Raw genomic sequence first — 15,566 nt, forward strand, 5'->3', positions numbered from 1 at the left:
GCGTGATCACTTTGCTGATCAAGCACGGCGGTCTGCATGACCGCGACAGACGACACGGGAGCAGGCCTTGGCCCCATCAGCACGGACGACCAGGCACATTTTCGTCACCGGGGGCGTCGCCTCCTCGCTGGGTAAGGGCCTCACCGCCTCCAGCCTCGGCAACCTGCTGACCGCGCGCGGGCTGCGCGTGGTGATGCAGAAGCTCGACCCCTACCTGAACGTCGACCCGGGGACGATGAACCCGTTCCAGCACGGTGAGGTCTTCGTCACCGAGGACGGCGCCGAGACCGACCTCGACGTCGGGCACTACGAGCGGTTCCTCGACCGGGCGCTGTCCGGCAAGGCGAACGTCACCACCGGCCAGATCTACTCCGACGTGATCGCCAAGGAGCGGCGCGGCGAGTACCTGGGCGACACCGTCCAGGTCATCCCGCACATCACCAACGAGATCAAGTCGCGGATCCTGGCGATGGCCGACCCGGACGAGGACGGCCAACTTCCCGACGTGGTGATCACCGAGGTCGGTGGCACCGTCGGCGACATCGAGTCGCTGCCATTTTTGGAGGCGATCCGTCAGGTCCGCCACGACCTGGGCCGCGACAACTGCTTCTACCTGCACGTCTCGTTGGTGCCGTACCTGGCGCCCTCGGGTGAGCTGAAGACCAAGCCGACGCAGCACTCGGTGGCGCAGCTACGCAACATCGGTATCCAGCCGGACGCGATAGTGCTCCGCTGCGACCGGGAGATCCCGGTGAAGCTCAAGGAGAAGCTGTCGCTCTACTGCGACGTGGACGCCGAGGCGGTCGTCGCCGCCCCGGACGCCCCGAGCATCTACGACATCCCGAAGGTGCTGCACCGGGAAGGGCTCGACGCGTACGTGGTGCGCCGGCTCGGCCTGTCCTTCCGGGACGTGGACTGGGCCAGCTGGGACGACCTGCTGGAGCGGGTGCACCGCCCCCGGCACACCGTCACCGTCGCCGTGGTCGGCAAGTACGTCGACCTGCCCGACGCGTACCTGTCGGTGAGTGAGGCAATCCGGGCGGCGGGCTTCGGCCACCGGGCCCGGGTGCAGCTGCGGTGGGTGCCCAGCGACGAGTGCGTCACCCCGGCCGGCGCCGCCGCGGCGTTGGCCGGCGTGGACGGCATCCTCATCCCCGGCGGCTTCGGCGTCCGCGGCATCGAGGGCAAGATCGGCACCGCCCGGTACGCCCGCGAGGCCGGCATCCCGCTGCTCGGTCTCTGCCTCGGCCTGCAGTGCATGACCATCGAGGTGGCCCGGCACCTGGCCGACCTGGATGGCGCCAACTCGTTGGAGTTCGACGAGCAGGCGGCCCACCCGGTCATCGCCACGATGGCCGACCAGGAGGACATCGTCGCCGGCCGGGGCGACCTGGGCGGCACCATGCGGCTGGGCGCGTACCCGGCGACGTTGACCGAGGGCTCGATCGTCGCCGAGGCGTACGGCAGCACCGAGATCAGCGAGCGGCACCGGCACCGCTACGAGGTGAACAACGCCTACCGGGACGCGCTGACCAAGGCGGGCCTGCACATCTCCGGCACCTCGCCGGACGGCCGGCTGGTCGAGTTCATCGAACTGGACCGGAGTCTGCACCCGTTCTTCGTGGCCACCCAGGCGCACCCCGAGTTGAAGAGCCGCCCGACCCGCCCGCACCCGTTGTTCGCCTCGTTCGTCAAGGCCGCTGTGGCGTACTCGCAGGCCGACCAGCTGCCTGTCGACCTGGACGCGGCGGCGGAGGCCCCGACGACGCGCAAGGCCGCCCGCAACGGGGCCGCGACGAAGGCGTCGTCGGCCTCGTGAGCGAGCGCAGCGAGCGAACCAGCAGGCTCAGCAGCGTGGCGCCTCGCGCCGTCGTCGAGCGCAGCGAGGCGACGGCGTGAGCGAGCTGGAGCACCGCTACGAGGTGCGTTCCCGGCAGGAGCGGTACCGGGGGCGGATCTTCGACGTGGTCACCGAGGAGGTGACCATGCCGGGCGGTGGGACCGGGCTGCGGGACCTCGTCCGGCACGTCGGGGCGGTGGCAGTGGTGGCGCTCGACGACGCCGGCCAGGTGGTGCTGATCCGGCAGTACCGGCACCCGGTGGGGCGGCACCTGTGGGAGCTGCCGGCCGGTCTGATGGACGTCTCCGGCGAGGAGTTGCCGGTGGCCGCGCTGCGGGAGCTGGCCGAGGAGGCCGACCTCACCGCCGGGCGGGTCGACGTGCTGGTGGATCTGCACAGCTCGCCGGGGTTCACCAACGAGATCGTCCGGGTGTTCCTGGCCCGCGACCTCGCCGACGTGCCGGCCGACGAGCGGCACGAGCGCCACGACGAGGAGGCCGACCTCCAGGTCGTCCGGATCGACCTGGACGAGGCGGTCGCCATGGTCCTGGCCGGTGAGATCACCAACGCGTCAGCGGTGGCCGGGCTGCTGGCCGCGGCCCGCGCCCGGGACACCGGCTTCGCGCAGCTGCGTCGGGCGGACGCGCCGCTGCCGCGCTGAGCGTCGCCGCCGGTCCAGCCGGTGGGGGAGTACGCACGAGAGGGGCCCCGCGGTCAGCCGCGGGGCCCCTCTCGCTGGTTGGTCTAGGAGTCGCGCAGCGGACGGCCCTGCGCGTCCGTGCCGCCGTTGACCAGGATGAGGATGCCGTCGACGACGCCCCAGAGAGCGCCGACGCCGCAGGTCACCAGGCTCACGACGAGCTGGAGAACGGCGATCTTGGTGTGTCCGGTGTAGAACCGACCGGCACCGAAGGTGCCGAGCAGGATGCCGAGGATGCCCGCGACGATCTTGCTCTTGTCGGAGACGCCCTGGGGGTACCCCGGCTGGGGGTAACCGGGCTGGTAAGGAGGAGTGGTCATGGGCGGACACATTAGTGATCCACTCGCCGGCTGTCCGCACCGCCGCCCGGCAGATGGGACGATAATGGTGAAACACTGTCCTGTTGGCTGAGGTGACGCCCGGCCGCCGAATCTCGGCGCCGCCCTGACACTTCGTCAGGACACCCGGGCACCGGGTGCCACTGTGCTGGCTCGCGGCGGCACCGGGCGCGCCTAGACTGCCGCCGCAGGACCGGTGTACCGCGATGGCAAAGGGGCCGTCGTGGCACCGAGCAGTCGGGGGAGAGCAGCCCCGAAGAGAGGTGTCTGCATCGTGAAGGTCGGAATCCCACGCGAGGTCAAGAACCACGAGTACCGCGTGGCGATCACGCCAGCGGGTGTCAACGAGTTCACCCGCAGCGGCCACCAGGTCTTCGTCGAGTCCGGCGCCGGGGTTGGCTCCAGCATCACCGACGAGGAGTTCGCCGCCGCCGGCGCGAAGATCCTCGCCACCGCCGACGAGGTGTGGGAGACCGCCGAGCTGGTGCTCAAGGTCAAGGAGCCGATCGCCGAGGAGTACCACCGGATGCGCGAGGGGCAGGTGCTCTTCACCTACCTGCACCTGGCCGCCTCCAAGGAGTGCACCGACGCGCTGATCGACCGCCGGGTCACCGGCATCGCGTACGAGACCGTCGAGCTGCCCGACCGGTCGCTGCCGCTGCTCGCCCCGATGTCCGAGGTGGCCGGCCGGCTCGCCCCTCAGGTGGGCGCCTTCTACATGATGCGTACCGGCGGTGGGCGCGGTGTGCTGCCCGGCGGCGTCTCCGGCGTGTACGCGGCCAAGACCGTGGTCATCGGCGCCGGCGTCTCCGGCATGAACGCCGCCGCGATCGCGCTGGGTCTGCAGTCCGAGGTGCTGCTGCTGGACAAGAACGTCGCCCGGCTGCGGCAGGCCGACGCGATCTACCGGGGCCACCTGCAGACCGTCGCCTCCAACGCGTACGAGGTCGAGCGTGCCGTGCTCGACGCCGACCTGGTCATCGGCGCGGTGCTGGTGCCCGGCGCGAAGGCCCCGACGCTGATCTCCAACGAGCTGGTCTCCCGGATGAAGCCGGGCAGCGTGCTGGTCGACATCGCCATCGACCAGGGTGGCTGCTTCGAGGACTCGCGCCCCACCACCCACGCCGACCCGGTCTACAAGGTGCACGAGTCGATCTTCTACTGCGTCGCGAACATGCCCGGCGCGGTGCCGAACACCAGCACCTACGCGCTGACCAACGTCACCCTGCCGTACGCCCTGGAGCTGGCCAACCAGGGCTGGCGCGAGGCGCTGCGCAACGACCCGGCGCTGGCGTTGGGCCTCAACACCCACGCCGGGCAGGTCACCTACGGCCCGGTCGCCGAGTCGCACGGCATGGACGTGCTCCCGCTGGCCGACGCGCTGGCCTGAGCGGTGGCGGGCTGACCAGCGGCACGGACTCCGCCGGCGTGGGCACAGCACCCACGCCGGCGCTGCGCCGTGCCGTTCGCGGTTACCTCGACCACCTGACCGTCGAGCGTGGCCTCTCCGCCAACACGCTCTCCTCGTACCGCCGGGATCTGGACCGCTATCTCGCCACCCTGGCCGATGCCGGCGTCACCGACCTCGCGTCGGTCGGCGCCGGCCTCGTCGAGTCGCACCTGGCGCGGCTACGCGCGGGCGACGACGCGCACCCACCGCTGGCGGTCTCCTCCGCCGCCCGCGCGGCCAGCGCGGTACGGGGCCTGCACCGCTTCGCGTTGCGCGAGGGCCTGGCCGGCGCCGATCCGAGCCGCGACGTCCGCCCGCCCACGCCGCCCCGCCGGCTGCCCAGGGCGCTACCTGTCGACGACGTGGTCCGGCTGTTGGAGACCACCGGCCCGATCACCGCGACCGGCGACGACGCGCCCCTCGCGCTGCGCGACCGGGCACTGCTGGAGTTCCTGTACGGCACCGGCGCGCGCATCTCCGAGGCTGTCGGCGCCGCGGTGGACGACCTCGACACCGACGACGGCGCTGTGCTGCTGCGCGGCAAGGGCGGCCGGGTGCGGCTGGTGCCCATCGGCGGGTACGCCGTCGACGCCGTCCGCGCCTACCTGGTCCGGGCCCGCCCCGGGCTGGCCGCCGCCGGCCGGGGCACCCCGGCGGTGTTCCTCAACGCCCGCGGCGGCGCGCTGTCCCGCCAGGGCGCCTGGGGCATCCTGCGCCGCGCCGCCGACCGGGCCGGGCTGCCCGTCGACGGACCGGCCGCGGTCTCCCCGCACACACTGCGCCATTCCTACGCCACCCATCTGCTCGACGGCGGCGCCGACGTTCGGGTGGTCCAGGAGCTGCTCGGTCACGCGTCGGTGACCACCACCCAGGTCTACACGTTGGTCACCGTGGAGCGGTTGCGCGAGGTGTACGCGACCGCCCACCCCCGCGCCCAGGGCTGAACCGGTCGCTGTCGACGCCGACACGCCGGGCCGGTGCCGAACCCCCTGCTGGTCGGTGGCGTACAGTCGGCATCGGCGCGGACCTCCTGGAGCGACACGACCGGGGTGCGCAGCGGCGCCGCGAAGGACGTCGGACGGCTCCGACGCCGGGTGGGTCGTCGGGAGGGGGCAACGAGCACATGGCTGGCAACGGTGACCGTGCCGAGACCTGGACGTCGGAGCTCCGCGAGCAGCAGGCCACGCTCGGCGCGGACCTGGGTCCTGCGGACCCGGCTGCCTACACGATGCGCAAGCCCATTCCCGAGCCGATGCCCACCGACCGGCACGGCCCCGCGCGCATCATCGCGATGGCCAACCAGAAGGGTGGCGTCGGCAAGACCACCACCACCATCAACCTGGGCGCCGCGCTCGCGGAATACGGTCGCAAGGTGCTGCTCGTCGACTTCGACCCGCAGGGCGCCCTCTCGGTGGGCCTGGGCGTCAACCCGCACAACCTCGACCTGTCCATCTACAACCTGCTCATGCAGGACGACATCCTCGCCGAGGACGTCGTCATCAAGACCGACGTCGCGGGACTGCACCTGCTGCCGGCCAACATCGACCTCTCCGCCGCCGAGATCCAGCTCGTCAACGAGGTCGCCCGGGAGATGGCCCTGGCCCGGGTCCTGCGCACGGTCCGCAAGGAGTACGACTACATCCTGATCGACTGCCAGCCGTCACTCGGCCTGCTGGCGATCAACGCGCTGACCGTCGCGCACGGCGTGCTCATCCCGCTGGAGTGCGAGTTCTTCAGCCTGCGCGGTGTGGCACTGCTGCTGGACACCATCGACAAGGTGCGCGAGCGCCTCAACTTCGACCTGGAGCTCGAAGGCATCCTCGCCACCATGTACGACAGCCGCACCACGCACTGCCGCCAGGTCCTCCAGCGGGTCGTGGAGGCGTTCGGCGACAAGGTCTACCAGACGGTCATCACCAAGACGGTGAAGTTCCCCGAGTCCACCGTGGCCGGTGCCCCCATCACGACGATGGATCCGGCCTCCTCCGGGGCACGTAACTACCGTCAGCTGGCCCGCGAGGTGATCGCCGCCCAGTCGGAGCGGTAGCCGGAACGCCCGGTGCCCGACTCGTGGACTACGGTCGTCCGGTGACCGCGCCACCCCTCGACCCACCAGAGACCGCCGACGCGGCAGTGGTCGACGGTGTGCCGCCCGCCGACCCGGTCGCCAGCGGTTTCACGGTCCGGCTGGCCAACTTCACCGGCCCGTTCGACCTGCTGCTGCAACTGATCGGCAAGCACAAACTCGACGTCACCGAGGTGGCCCTGCACACGGTCACCGACGAGTTCATCGCCTACATCAGGGCGATGGGCGACAACTGGGACCTGGACGAGGCCAGCGAGTTCCTGCTGATCGCCGCGACCCTGCTCGATCTGAAGGCGGCCCGGCTGCTGCCCGCCGCCGAAGTCGAGGACGAGGCCGACCTCGCCCTGCTGGAGGCGCGGGACCTGCTCTTCGCCCGGCTGTTGCAGTACAAGGCGTACAAGGAGGCGGCGGCGCACATCGCCGAGCTGGAGGCCGTCGGCGGCCGACGCTATCCGCGTGCGGTCAGCCTGGAGGCCCGCTACGCCGAGGCGCTGCCCGATCTGGTGCTCGGCATCGGCCCCCAGCGGCTGCTGAAGCTGGCCGTGAAGGCGATGACCCCGAAGCCGGTGCCGGAGGTCTCCATCGCCCACGTGCACATGGTCCGGGTCAGTGTCCGGGAACACGCGGCGATTCTCGCCGCCCGGCTACGCCGGGCCGGCACCGCCACGTTCTCGCTGCTCTGCGCCGACTGCGAGGCCACCCTGGAGGTGGTGGCCCGGTTCCTCGCGCTGCTGGAGCTGTACCGGGAGGGCCTGGTGTCGTTCGTGCAGGAGCAGGCCCTGGAGGAGCTGACTGTGCGCTGGACCGGCCCGGTCGACGGCGACACCGAGCTGCACGTCGACGAGTACGCCGGCACCCCGGCCGACCCGGAGTCGCCTGGGCCTGGGCCGGCGGTGGTTGGCCCTGAGCCGGCGGTGGCAGAACCTGCGGGGAATGGGCCTGAGCTGGCGGGGGCTGGGCCTGGGCCTGAGCTGGCGGCGGCTGGGCCTGGGCCTGCGGGGGCTGGGCCTGAGCCGGCGGTGGAGGCCGGCGGGCCGGACGGGACGGGAACGATGGAGGGTGCGCGGGATGAGTGACGAGCAACGTCGGGACTCGCTGGCCGACCAGGCCGCCGCCTGGGTCCCCCCGTGGGACCGCCCCCGCCCGCCCGCCGCCGACACCCCCACGGAGCCGGACGAGTCAGCCGCAGCACCCGACATCGAGGAGTTGGCCGAGCCGACCACCGATCGGGCCGCGTCGGCCGAGGCACTGCCCGAAGCGGCGGCGCGCCGACCGGAAATCGACGCCGCCGCCGATTCCGCCGAGCCGGACATGGTCGCGTCGGGTTCTGCGCAGGTTGACCCGGATGGGCCGGGCCCAGACGACGCGGGCCCGGGTGGACCAGGCCCTGTCGAGGTGACCGCGGGTGGGCCCGATCCCCTTGAGGTGGCCTCGGACGAGGCGGGCCCGGGTGAGCCAGATCGCGTTGAGGCGGCCGCGGACGAGGTGGGCCCTGCGGGACCGGGCCTCGGTGCGGTGACCGACGGCACGGTGGGGGAGCCGGGTGGCGCTGGGGGCGTACCCCGGCGGCAGCTGGCGGGGCGGCGGCGGGCGACCGTCGCCGCGGAGCCCGCGCCCGAGCTGTCCGACCCGGAGCTGCGCGGCGCGTTGGAGGCGATCCTGCTGGTCGTCGACGAGCCGGTCAGCGAGCTGGTGCTGGCCCAGGTGCTGGAGCAGCCCGCCGAGCGGGTCGGGCCGATGCTCGACGAGATCGCCGCCGGTTACACGGCGGCCGGGCACGGGTTCGAGCTGCGCCGGGCGGCCGGCGGGTGGCGGCTGTACACCCGGCCGGAATACGCTACGTACGTTGAGCGGTTCGTGTTGGACGGGCAGTCCGTGCGGCTGACCCAGGCGGCGCTGGAGACGCTCGCCGTGGTTGCGTACAAGCAGCCGGTGACCCGTTCGCGAATCTCAGCCATCCGGGGTGTGAACTGCGACGGGGTCATCCGTACGCTGGTCACCCGTGGCCTCATCGAGGAGTGCGGCACCGAAACGGACAGCGGGGCGTTCCTCTACCGGACCACCACGTTGTTCCTGGAGAAGCTCGGGCTGAACACCGTCGACGAGCTGCCGCCCCTCGCACCCTTCCTGCCCGACGACGTAGAAGAGCTTGCTGATGCGACCCGATAACCGTTCCCCCAAACCCGACGCGCCCGTCTACGAGGGGGCTGAGCGCCTGCAGAAGGTGCTCGCCGCCGCCGGCGTGGGCTCCCGGCGTGCCTGCGAGGATCTGATCTTCCGTCGCCGGGTCACCGTGGACGGGCGGGTCGCCAAGCTCGGCGACAAGGTCGACCCGGCCACCTCCGTGATCCATGTGGACGGGGAGCGCCTCCAGGTCGACATTCGCCTGGTCTACGTGGCGATGAACAAGCCGCGCGGGGTGGTTACCTCCATGGCGGACGACAAGGGGCGCAACGAGCTGGCCGAGTTCATCGGCAACCGGGTGGAGCAGCGGGTCTACCACGTGGGGCGGCTCGACGCGGACAGTGAGGGCCTGCTGCTGCTCACCAACGACGGCACCCTCGCGCACAAGCTCATGCACCCCTCGTACGAGGTGCTGAAGACCTATCTTGCCGAGGTGGTCGGGCCGATCCCGCGCAACCTGAGCAAGCGGCTGCTGGCCGGCGTCGAGCTGGAGGACGGGCCGGTGAAGGTCGACTCGTTCAAGGTGGTGGACACTCTGGGTAAAAGCGCCCAGGTGGAGCTGAGCCTGCACGAGGGCCGCAAGCACATCGTCCGACGGCTGATGGAGGAGGTCGGACACCCGGTTACCCGGCTGGTGCGTACCTCGATCGGTCCTATCCGGCTGGGTGAACTGCGGACCGGACGGATCCGGCGGTTGACGAACGCCGAGGTCGCCGCCCTGTTCAACGCGGTGGGTGACTGACCCCCGAGTTCGGGGTACGGCAGCCGGTAGGCTCCACCGATGGCCGGGACGCGGCCGCCGGGTGGCGTGGGTCGCCTCCGGCGGCGTCGCGCGCGGGTCCGCCAATGGACCCGGGCATGATTGATGACGATTGACAACCGCTTGCGGCGCCAGCTCACCGGGCGATCCGTGAGGTACGGGCTGAGGAGGACACGGTGGAGGAAAACGTACGGGCCGGGCGATGTGTGGTCGCTGTGGACGGGCCGTCCGGTTCGGGTAAGTCCACCGTGTCGCGGCGGCTCGCCGCGAGCATCGGTGCGCGCTACCTGGATACCGGGGCGATGTACCGGGCGATCACGTGGGCCGTGCTGCGCTCCGGCGTGGACCTCACCGACGCCGCGTCGGTGGCAAAGGTCGCCGGCGAGGTCAACCTGCGCATCGGCACCCACCCGCAGGGGTACGCCGTGACAGTCGACGGTGTGGGCGTGGACGCGGACATCCGTGGCACCGAGGTGACCGGCGCGGTTTCCGCCGTCGCCGCCGTGCCGGCTGTCCGTGAGCTGCTCGTCACCAGGCAGCGCGAGATGATCGCCAACGCTGGTCGGATGGTGGTCGAGGGTCGCGACATCGGCTCGGTGGTGGCGCCGGACGCCGACCTGAAGGTCTTCCTGACCGCCTCCGAGGCGGCCCGTGCCGCCCGGCGCAGCGCCGAGGACGCCGCCGACGTGGCGGCCACTGCCGCCGATCTGGCCCGGCGGGACCGTCTCGACTCGACCCGCAAGGTCAACCCGCTGGCCCAGGCGCCCGACGCGGTGGTGCTGGACACCACCGAGCTGGGCATCGACGAGGTCGTGGCGCGGATGCGTGAGCTGCTCACCGAGCGGGGCGTGGCGATGAGCCGTGCTGTTGTGTCTCATGACGGTCCGGAGCGAAGCGGAGGAGCGGCATGAGTAGCGATGGCGGCGGGTGGGTCGAGCTGCGTGAGCCCGAGGTCGTCCTCGAGGAACCGAGCGGCCCGCAGCCGGTGGTGGCCGTGGTCGGCCGCCCCAACGTGGGCAAGTCGACGCTTGTCAACCGGATCATCGGCCGCCGGCAGGCGGTCGTCGAGGACGTCCCCGGCGTGACCCGTGACCGGGTGCCGTACGACGCGCAGTGGAACGGCCGGGCGTTCACAGTGGTGGACACCGGCGGTTGGGAACCGGACGCCAAGGACCGGGCCGCGGCCATCGCGGCGCAGGCCGAGACGGCCGTCGTCACCGCCGACGTGGTGCTCTTCGTTGTCGACGCGATGGTGGGCTCCACCGACGTCGACGAGGCCGCTGTGAAGATGCTGCGGCGCAGCGCCAAGCCGGTGATCCTGGTGGCCAACAAGGCCGACAACAATTCCATCGAGATGGAGGCCACCTCGCTGTGGTCGCTCGGCCTCGGTGAGCCGTTCCCGGTGTCCGCGCTGCACGGACGCGGTTCCGGCGACCTGCTGGACGCCATCCTCGCCGCGCTGCCGGAAGCACCAGCGATCGTGGAGAACCGCCCGCGTGGACCGCGCCGGGTGGCGCTGGTCGGGCGGCCGAACGTCGGCAAGTCCAGCCTGCTCAACCGGTTCTCCGGTGAGGAGCGGGCGGTCGTCGACTCGGTGGCGGGCACCACTGTGGACCCGGTGGACAGCCTGGTCGAGATCGGTGGTCAGACCTGGCAGCTGGTCGACACGGCTGGGCTGCGCAAGCGGGTCGGCAAGGCCAGCGGCACCGAGTACTACGCCAGCCTGCGTACCGCCGGCGCGATCGAGGCCGCCGAGGTGGCAGTGGTGCTGCTGGACTCCAGCGAGCCGATCAGCGAGCAGGACCAGCGGATCCTGTCGATGGTGACCGAGTCGGGCCGGGCGCTGGTCATCGCGTTCAACAAGTGGGACCTCGTCGACGCCGACCGCCGGTACTACCTGGACAAGGAAATCGACCGGGAGCTGCGCCGCATCCCCTGGGCGATCCGGCTGAACCTGTCGGCGATGACCGGCCGTGCCGTGGACAAGCTGGCACCGGCCCTGAACAAGGCGCTGGCCAGCTGGGAAACCCGGGTGCCGACCGCACACCTCAACCAGTGGCTGACCGCGCTGGTGCAGGCCACCCCGCACCCGGTGCGTGGTGGGCGGGCGCCGCGGATCCTGTTCGCGACGCAGGCCGGTGTGGCACCGCCACGGTTCGTGCTCTTCACCACCGGCCCGCTCGACGCCGGCTACCAGCGCTTCGTCGAGCGCAAGCTCCGCGAGGAATTCGGGTACGAGGGCAGCCCGATCGAGATCTCGGTCCGCCCGCGCAAGAAGCTCGGCCCCGGCGGCCGAGGCAAGGCGCACGGCTGACCTGCCCTGTTCGCTCGATTTGCCGGATGGGTGGTCCCCGCCCATCCGGCATTTCTTTCAACCCCACCCTCCTAGGACGCTCTAGAGGGTGTGTGGTGGCTCCTTGTGGGTTGGTTCGGCTGCCTCGCGACGCCGGTGGGGCCTGTGCGGACGACTCGGAGCTGCTGCGCTAAGCTGTACCGGCTGCCGCGGGGGAAACCACGCGGGGGCGGGACGTGGCGCAGCTTGGTAGCGCACTTGACTGGGGGTCAAGGGGTCGTCGGTTCGAATCCGGCCGTCCCGACGCAGGTCAGAGGGCTGATCCGGAAATCGGGTCGGCCCTTTCGCCGTTCTGGGGACCAAGATCAGTCAAGTTGGAGTGTGTCTAGCGCTGCTTGACCGCTGGTCAAGCCATGTGGCCAGCCCTGTTGCCCGCCGAATTGCTCTCTTCGCATCGTCAAGGCGACCCCGTCGCGGGCCGCCTTGACGACGCCGGACCTGGGCCGGGCCGATGGCCTCCCTAGACGCGCGGCAGCGCGAGCCAGTCCTGCCAAGTAATGTCGCGGCCCAGATAACGGGGCTGCTGGAAGGGCCAGTCGGCGGCAATCCATTGCGGCACCAGCGCGTCGAGCGCGCGCTCCACCTCGCTGCCTACGAGGTCGTCCACCACCCACCAGGAGACCTCTCCGTCGGAGCCGGTGCGCTCGGGCGGATCGATGTAGACGCAGCCGAAGATCGTCGTCTCCTCGTCGTCCAGCAGCGCGTAGTTGAACGACTGGTGCGCGGCTATCTCCTTCTCGTGCCGCAGCAAGTCGATGCGGTCCTCTTCATAGGTCATCGTCTCCTTGGGCCAACCCCAGGCCGGGCCGAAGATCTCCCACAAGCGCTCTCGGGAGCCCATCACGGCGGGGTAGTCGATCGCGGTGTCCGCCTCCCGGATCGGCCGTAGGTGAAGCGCGGTGTTGGGCACGGGTACGTAGACGGGGTGGACGAAGTCCTCAGGCAGCCAACTCATAGGGGTCGAGGCTACAACCGGTCGACGCGGGATGATCTAGGCGCTTGGACGTGGCGGCCAGTGTGGCGAGGCAGGTCAAGCTAGGCCGCCGCCGTGCGACTTCCGGCCGGGTCCGCACTTCCTAAATCGCGTGTTGCAGTCGCCGAGGGTGTCAGCGCTCTGGGGACCAGGTGGGGACCTCACGGTGTGCGCGATGGTGTCCGGCATGCCGTCGACTGCACGGCCTGATCGTGGGATAGCGTGCGTGACGTGCGTGGACGTGTGGCGAATCGTCCTGGGGGTCAAGGGGTCGTCGGTTCGAATCCGGCCGTCCCGACAGAAAAAAGCCCTGACCAGCGGAAACGCTGGTCAGGGCTTTAAGTTTGCCTATGGGGTTTTGAACCGCCCCCCGAAAACCCCCCACTTACCGGGATCGGCAACCAGGTTCGTCACCCCTGCCCATCGTTGGGCAATGCGCGTGTGGGACGTCGCCCGCGGTCGGCGCCGAGTCGCTCGAGGATGTCCGAGACGTCCGGGGCTTGGGCGGGCTTGGCGATGTAGTACGTGGCGGTGACCTCCTCGCTGGAGTGTCCCAGTTGTGCTGCTGCGCTTTTCGTGTCGGTCTTTACAACACCCCCGTACCGCTGGGCAACATACATCGCCACCCGTTCTGTCGCCTCAGATTGAGGAGGCCGGGCGGACTATCGATCGGGCCGAACGTCTCTGACGGTGTACGCCGCCGCTACCTGTCGCGCGGTTGTAGCTGTTCCGGCAAGGTCGAGGCACCGAGCCCGCACGCTTCTGCTGGCCGAAAGCATCGCGGGACCGCTTGCCTGCAGGCTCTCACTAGGCAGGCCGAGAAGGTAGAACACGTTGTTCTCGCGGTGACGGGAGGTCCCGGTTGCGGGGGAGCGGGGCGCTGTTCGAATTGGCGACGTGCTGTCGGCCTGCCCCCGTTTACCCCGAAAACCCCCGCTTCCGGCTGACAGCCAGTGACAAAGGACGATCACTGCTGGTTGTATCTGTGCAGCTCGCGCTGTGGCGTGATGACGGCACCGACCAGGTGATCCAGGATCTGCTGCGCTGCCAGATGCGGGAGAAGGCCGGCCGCCGGGAGGATCCGACCGCGGTGGTGGATACCCAGTCGATTTGGGCGGCCAACCACGTCCCAGCCGCCACGACCGGCAAGGACGCCGCGAAGAAGGTCCCGGGCCGTAAACGGGGCCTCGCGGTCGACGCGCTCGGGTTGATCATCGCGGTGGTGGTCACGGCGGCGTCGGTCACCGACAACGCGATCGGCATCCGGCTGCTGGACAACGTCCTCGCGCACACCCCGACGGTACGCCGGGACCGCGCCGATGCGCGCCAACTGTTCGCCCTGGCCCCGCCGACGACCTCGGCGTAACCCCACCAGCAGGGCCTCCAACGAGCTGCCAAGCCCACATCAGACAAAGGCTCCCGAACCACCCTCTCAGGTCGTGGAGGCCGAGGCCGTCTCGCGGACCAGCGTGACAGCGCTGCGGTTGGCGGCCGGAATGATCAGCGCCGATGCGACGAGCGCGGCGACGGCGATGCCCAGCCATCCCCAGAAACCGAAGGCGATGACCAGGCCGGAGAGCGCCGCCGGGCCGATGATGTTCTGTGTGATCACGTGCAGGTCGAATGCCCCCAGGTACTCGCCCTGAGCGTGCTCGGGGGCGAGGCCGAACGCTAGCCCCCAACCGGAGGCGGCCTGCATCACCTCGGCCACGGAGAGGATCAGCACGGCGGCGACGATCGCCACGGACGCCAGGACCACGTTGTCGTCGAGCGTGGTCACCGCCAGGACCGCGCAGCCGCCGGCCAGCCAGTAGCCGGAGCGCCGGGCGAGCCGACCGGCGCCGTGCACGGTGTCCGCGCCCCGGCTGGCCCGTACCTGGAACAGGATGACGAACCCGGTGTTGACGATCAGCAGCAGAGGAATCAGGAAGTGCGGCAGGTCGGTGCGGTTGAGCGCCCAGAGCGGCATCGTCACCAGGATGATGCTGACGTGCGAGGCGAGGATCGTCGAGACGCCGATCACCGCGAGGAAGCGTGGGTCGCGGACTGCGGCGAAACGCTTGAAGCCCACCGGTGCGGGACGCGGCGGCACGTCGGGCAGGCGGGTGACGAGGAGCGCGGCGCCGGCCATCAACGCGGCAGTGGTGAGGGGGATCAGCACGAGCAGCCGTTGGCTGAGGGCGGCGACGGCTGCAACGCCGATACCGATGCTGAATCCAATGTTGAACACCGACCGCATCATGGCCTTGAGCTTCACCCGCTCCTCGGCGGGCACGAGGTTGCCGATGAGGGCCCCGTTGGTCGGGCCGGTGCCGTACTCGAGGAAGCCGACGGTGACCACCAGCGCGAAGAAGGCGGTCGCGCTGTCGACAAGGCTGTAGAGCCCGAATCCGACCGCCAGCGCGGCGAACAGGATGACGAGCAGGCGGCGGGCGCCCACCCGGTCGGCGATCACACCGAACAGGACCGACGAGAGGAAGGCGGACAGGCCGGCGGCTGACAGGCCCAGGCCCACCTGCCGGGCGTCGAGTCCGACACGCAGCGTGAAGTAGACGACGCTGCCGCTGAGGAAGACTCCCTTGCCGATGGACTCGGCCAGTCGGATCGCGATCAGCTTCCTGCGGAGCGGGTCGGTCGGTACCAGGCCGGCGACAACGTCCGTCACTCGTGACAAGGGCATGGGTCAATCCTGGCGACGGCGGTGTCCGGCGGACAGGGCGACAGGTGTAGCGCGGACGGGACGACGTCCCGGATCGGCCGGGAATTTCTCCCGTGGACTCCCGGGGTCGGCGGCACGTCGACCGCCCGTGAGAGGTCCGCTGTGGACGGCTTCGTCAGGGCCAAGACGGAAAGTCTGGTTCGGTTTTTCGATGCGTCAAAAG

13 protein-coding genes, 1 tRNA gene and 1 pseudogene are annotated in these 15,566 nt (G+C 70.5%); 12 read left to right on the forward strand and 3 right to left on the reverse strand.

The window, feature by feature from the left end; translation table 11 throughout:
• The first annotated feature begins 67 nt into the window (after positions 1 to 67).
• Both AB0K35_RS22915 and AB0K35_RS22920 read left to right on the forward strand, forming a co-directional pair.
• Entirely contained in the window at positions 68 to 1,819 is a 1,752-nt protein-coding gene (locus AB0K35_RS22915) for a CTP synthase (RefSeq protein ID WP_112697923.1), read from the forward strand.
• A gap of 76 nt (positions 1,820 to 1,895) precedes the next feature.
• On the forward strand, positions 1,896 to 2,501 hold the full coding sequence (locus AB0K35_RS22920; RefSeq protein WP_363887405.1) for an NUDIX hydrolase: 606 nt from the start codon (positions 1,896 to 1,898) through the stop codon (positions 2,499 to 2,501).
• Positions 2,502 to 2,584: 83 nt separating this feature from the next.
• On the opposite strand, the gene AB0K35_RS22925 is transcribed toward AB0K35_RS22920, so the two are convergent.
• The gene (locus AB0K35_RS22925; RefSeq protein ID WP_091407251.1) at positions 2,585 to 2,926 is read right to left on the reverse strand and encodes a TM2 domain-containing protein; all 342 of its coding nucleotides are present in this window, start codon (positions 2,924 to 2,926) and stop codon (positions 2,585 to 2,587) included.
• A gap of 226 nt (positions 2,927 to 3,152) precedes the next feature.
• Here AB0K35_RS22925 and ald point away from each other — a divergent pair, with 226 nt between their 5' ends.
• The 9 genes from ald (at position 3,153) to AB0K35_RS22970 (ending at position 11,955) form a co-directional block, all read left to right on the forward strand.
• Positions 3,153 to 4,268 carry an alanine dehydrogenase gene (gene ald / locus AB0K35_RS22930; RefSeq protein ID WP_238670846.1) on the forward strand — a complete coding sequence of 372 codons (1,116 nt, stop codon included), beginning with the start codon at positions 3,153 to 3,155 and terminating at the stop codon, positions 4,266 to 4,268.
• A gap of 38 nt (positions 4,269 to 4,306) precedes the next feature.
• Positions 4,307 to 5,272, forward strand: a complete 966-nt coding sequence (locus tag AB0K35_RS22935; protein ID WP_238670845.1) for a site-specific tyrosine recombinase XerD — start codon at positions 4,307 to 4,309, stop codon at positions 5,270 to 5,272.
• A gap of 179 nt (positions 5,273 to 5,451) precedes the next feature.
• Positions 5,452 to 6,375 carry a ParA family protein gene (locus AB0K35_RS22940; protein ID WP_124817891.1) on the forward strand — a complete coding sequence of 308 codons (924 nt, stop codon included), beginning with the start codon at positions 5,452 to 5,454 and terminating at the stop codon, positions 6,373 to 6,375.
• Positions 6,376 to 6,416: 41 nt separating this feature from the next.
• Positions 6,417 to 7,490, forward strand: coding sequence for a segregation/condensation protein A (locus tag AB0K35_RS22945; RefSeq protein WP_363887408.1), 1,074 nt, complete (start codon positions 6,417 to 6,419; stop codon positions 7,488 to 7,490).
• Positions 7,483 to 8,583: an SMC-Scp complex subunit ScpB gene (scpB, locus tag AB0K35_RS22950; protein WP_363887410.1), complete on the forward strand. Its 1,101-nt coding sequence runs from the start codon at positions 7,483 to 7,485 to the stop codon at positions 8,581 to 8,583. Before AB0K35_RS22945 ends, scpB begins: the two co-directional genes overlap by 8 nt.
• Complete coding sequence (locus AB0K35_RS22955) at positions 8,570 to 9,340, forward strand: pseudouridine synthase (protein ID WP_238659881.1); 771 nt, start codon at positions 8,570 to 8,572, stop codon at positions 9,338 to 9,340. The genes scpB and AB0K35_RS22955 overlap by 14 nt, the downstream gene beginning before the upstream one ends.
• A gap of 194 nt (positions 9,341 to 9,534) precedes the next feature.
• Positions 9,535 to 10,269 (forward strand): (d)CMP kinase, encoded by a 735-nt coding sequence (cmk, locus tag AB0K35_RS22960; RefSeq protein ID WP_363887412.1) that lies wholly within the window; start codon positions 9,535 to 9,537, stop codon positions 10,267 to 10,269.
• A complete protein-coding gene (gene der / locus AB0K35_RS22965) occupies positions 10,266 to 11,672 on the forward strand; it encodes a ribosome biogenesis GTPase Der (RefSeq protein WP_238670841.1) in 1,407 nt (468 codons plus the stop codon). The genes cmk and der overlap by 4 nt, the downstream gene beginning before the upstream one ends.
• Positions 11,673 to 11,881: 209 nt before the next feature.
• Positions 11,882 to 11,955: transfer RNA gene (locus tag AB0K35_RS22970), tRNA-Pro, on the forward strand.
• A gap of 216 nt (positions 11,956 to 12,171) precedes the next feature.
• On the opposite strand, the gene AB0K35_RS22975 is transcribed toward AB0K35_RS22970, so the two are convergent.
• Entirely contained in the window at positions 12,172 to 12,666 is a 495-nt protein-coding gene (locus AB0K35_RS22975; RefSeq protein WP_334510015.1) for an N-acetyltransferase, read from the reverse strand.
• A gap of 1,012 nt (positions 12,667 to 13,678) precedes the next feature.
• On the opposite strand from AB0K35_RS22975, the pseudogene AB0K35_RS22980 reads away from it, so the two are divergent.
• Positions 13,679 to 14,050, forward strand: a pseudogene (locus AB0K35_RS22980) (transposase); the annotation flags it as partial.
• A 66-nt stretch (positions 14,051 to 14,116) separates the two neighbouring features.
• Here the strand turns inward: AB0K35_RS22980 and AB0K35_RS22985 are convergent.
• A complete protein-coding gene (locus AB0K35_RS22985; RefSeq protein WP_363887415.1) occupies positions 14,117 to 15,364 on the reverse strand; it encodes an MFS transporter in 1,248 nt (415 codons plus the stop codon).
• Positions 15,365 to 15,566 lie beyond the last annotated feature (202 nt).

Origin of the sequence: Micromonospora sp. NPDC053740, assembly GCF_040677775.1 — a bacterium.
GTDB lineage: Bacteria > Actinomycetota > Actinomycetes > Mycobacteriales > Micromonosporaceae > Micromonospora > Micromonospora alfalfae.

Bases quoted from the DNA above. Each gene is read 5' to 3' on its own strand.
- AB0K35_RS22940 (WP_124817891.1), top strand. From the start codon at position 5,452: ATGGCTGGCAACGGTGACCGTGCCGAGACCTGGACGTCGGAGCTCCGC.
- scpB (WP_363887410.1), top strand. From the start codon at position 7,483: ATGAGTGACGAGCAACGTCGGGACTCGCTGGCCGACCAGGCCGCCGCC.
- AB0K35_RS22955 (WP_238659881.1), top strand. From the start codon at position 8,570: ATGCGACCCGATAACCGTTCCCCCAAACCCGACGCGCCCGTCTACGAG.
- der (WP_238670841.1), top strand. From the start codon at position 10,266: ATGAGTAGCGATGGCGGCGGGTGGGTCGAGCTGCGTGAGCCCGAGGTC.
- AB0K35_RS22975 (WP_334510015.1), bottom strand. From the start codon at position 12,666: ATGAGTTGGCTGCCTGAGGACTTCGTCCACCCCGTCTACGTACCCGTG.
- AB0K35_RS22985 (WP_363887415.1), bottom strand. From the start codon at position 15,364: ATGCCCTTGTCACGAGTGACGGACGTTGTCGCCGGCCTGGTACCGACC.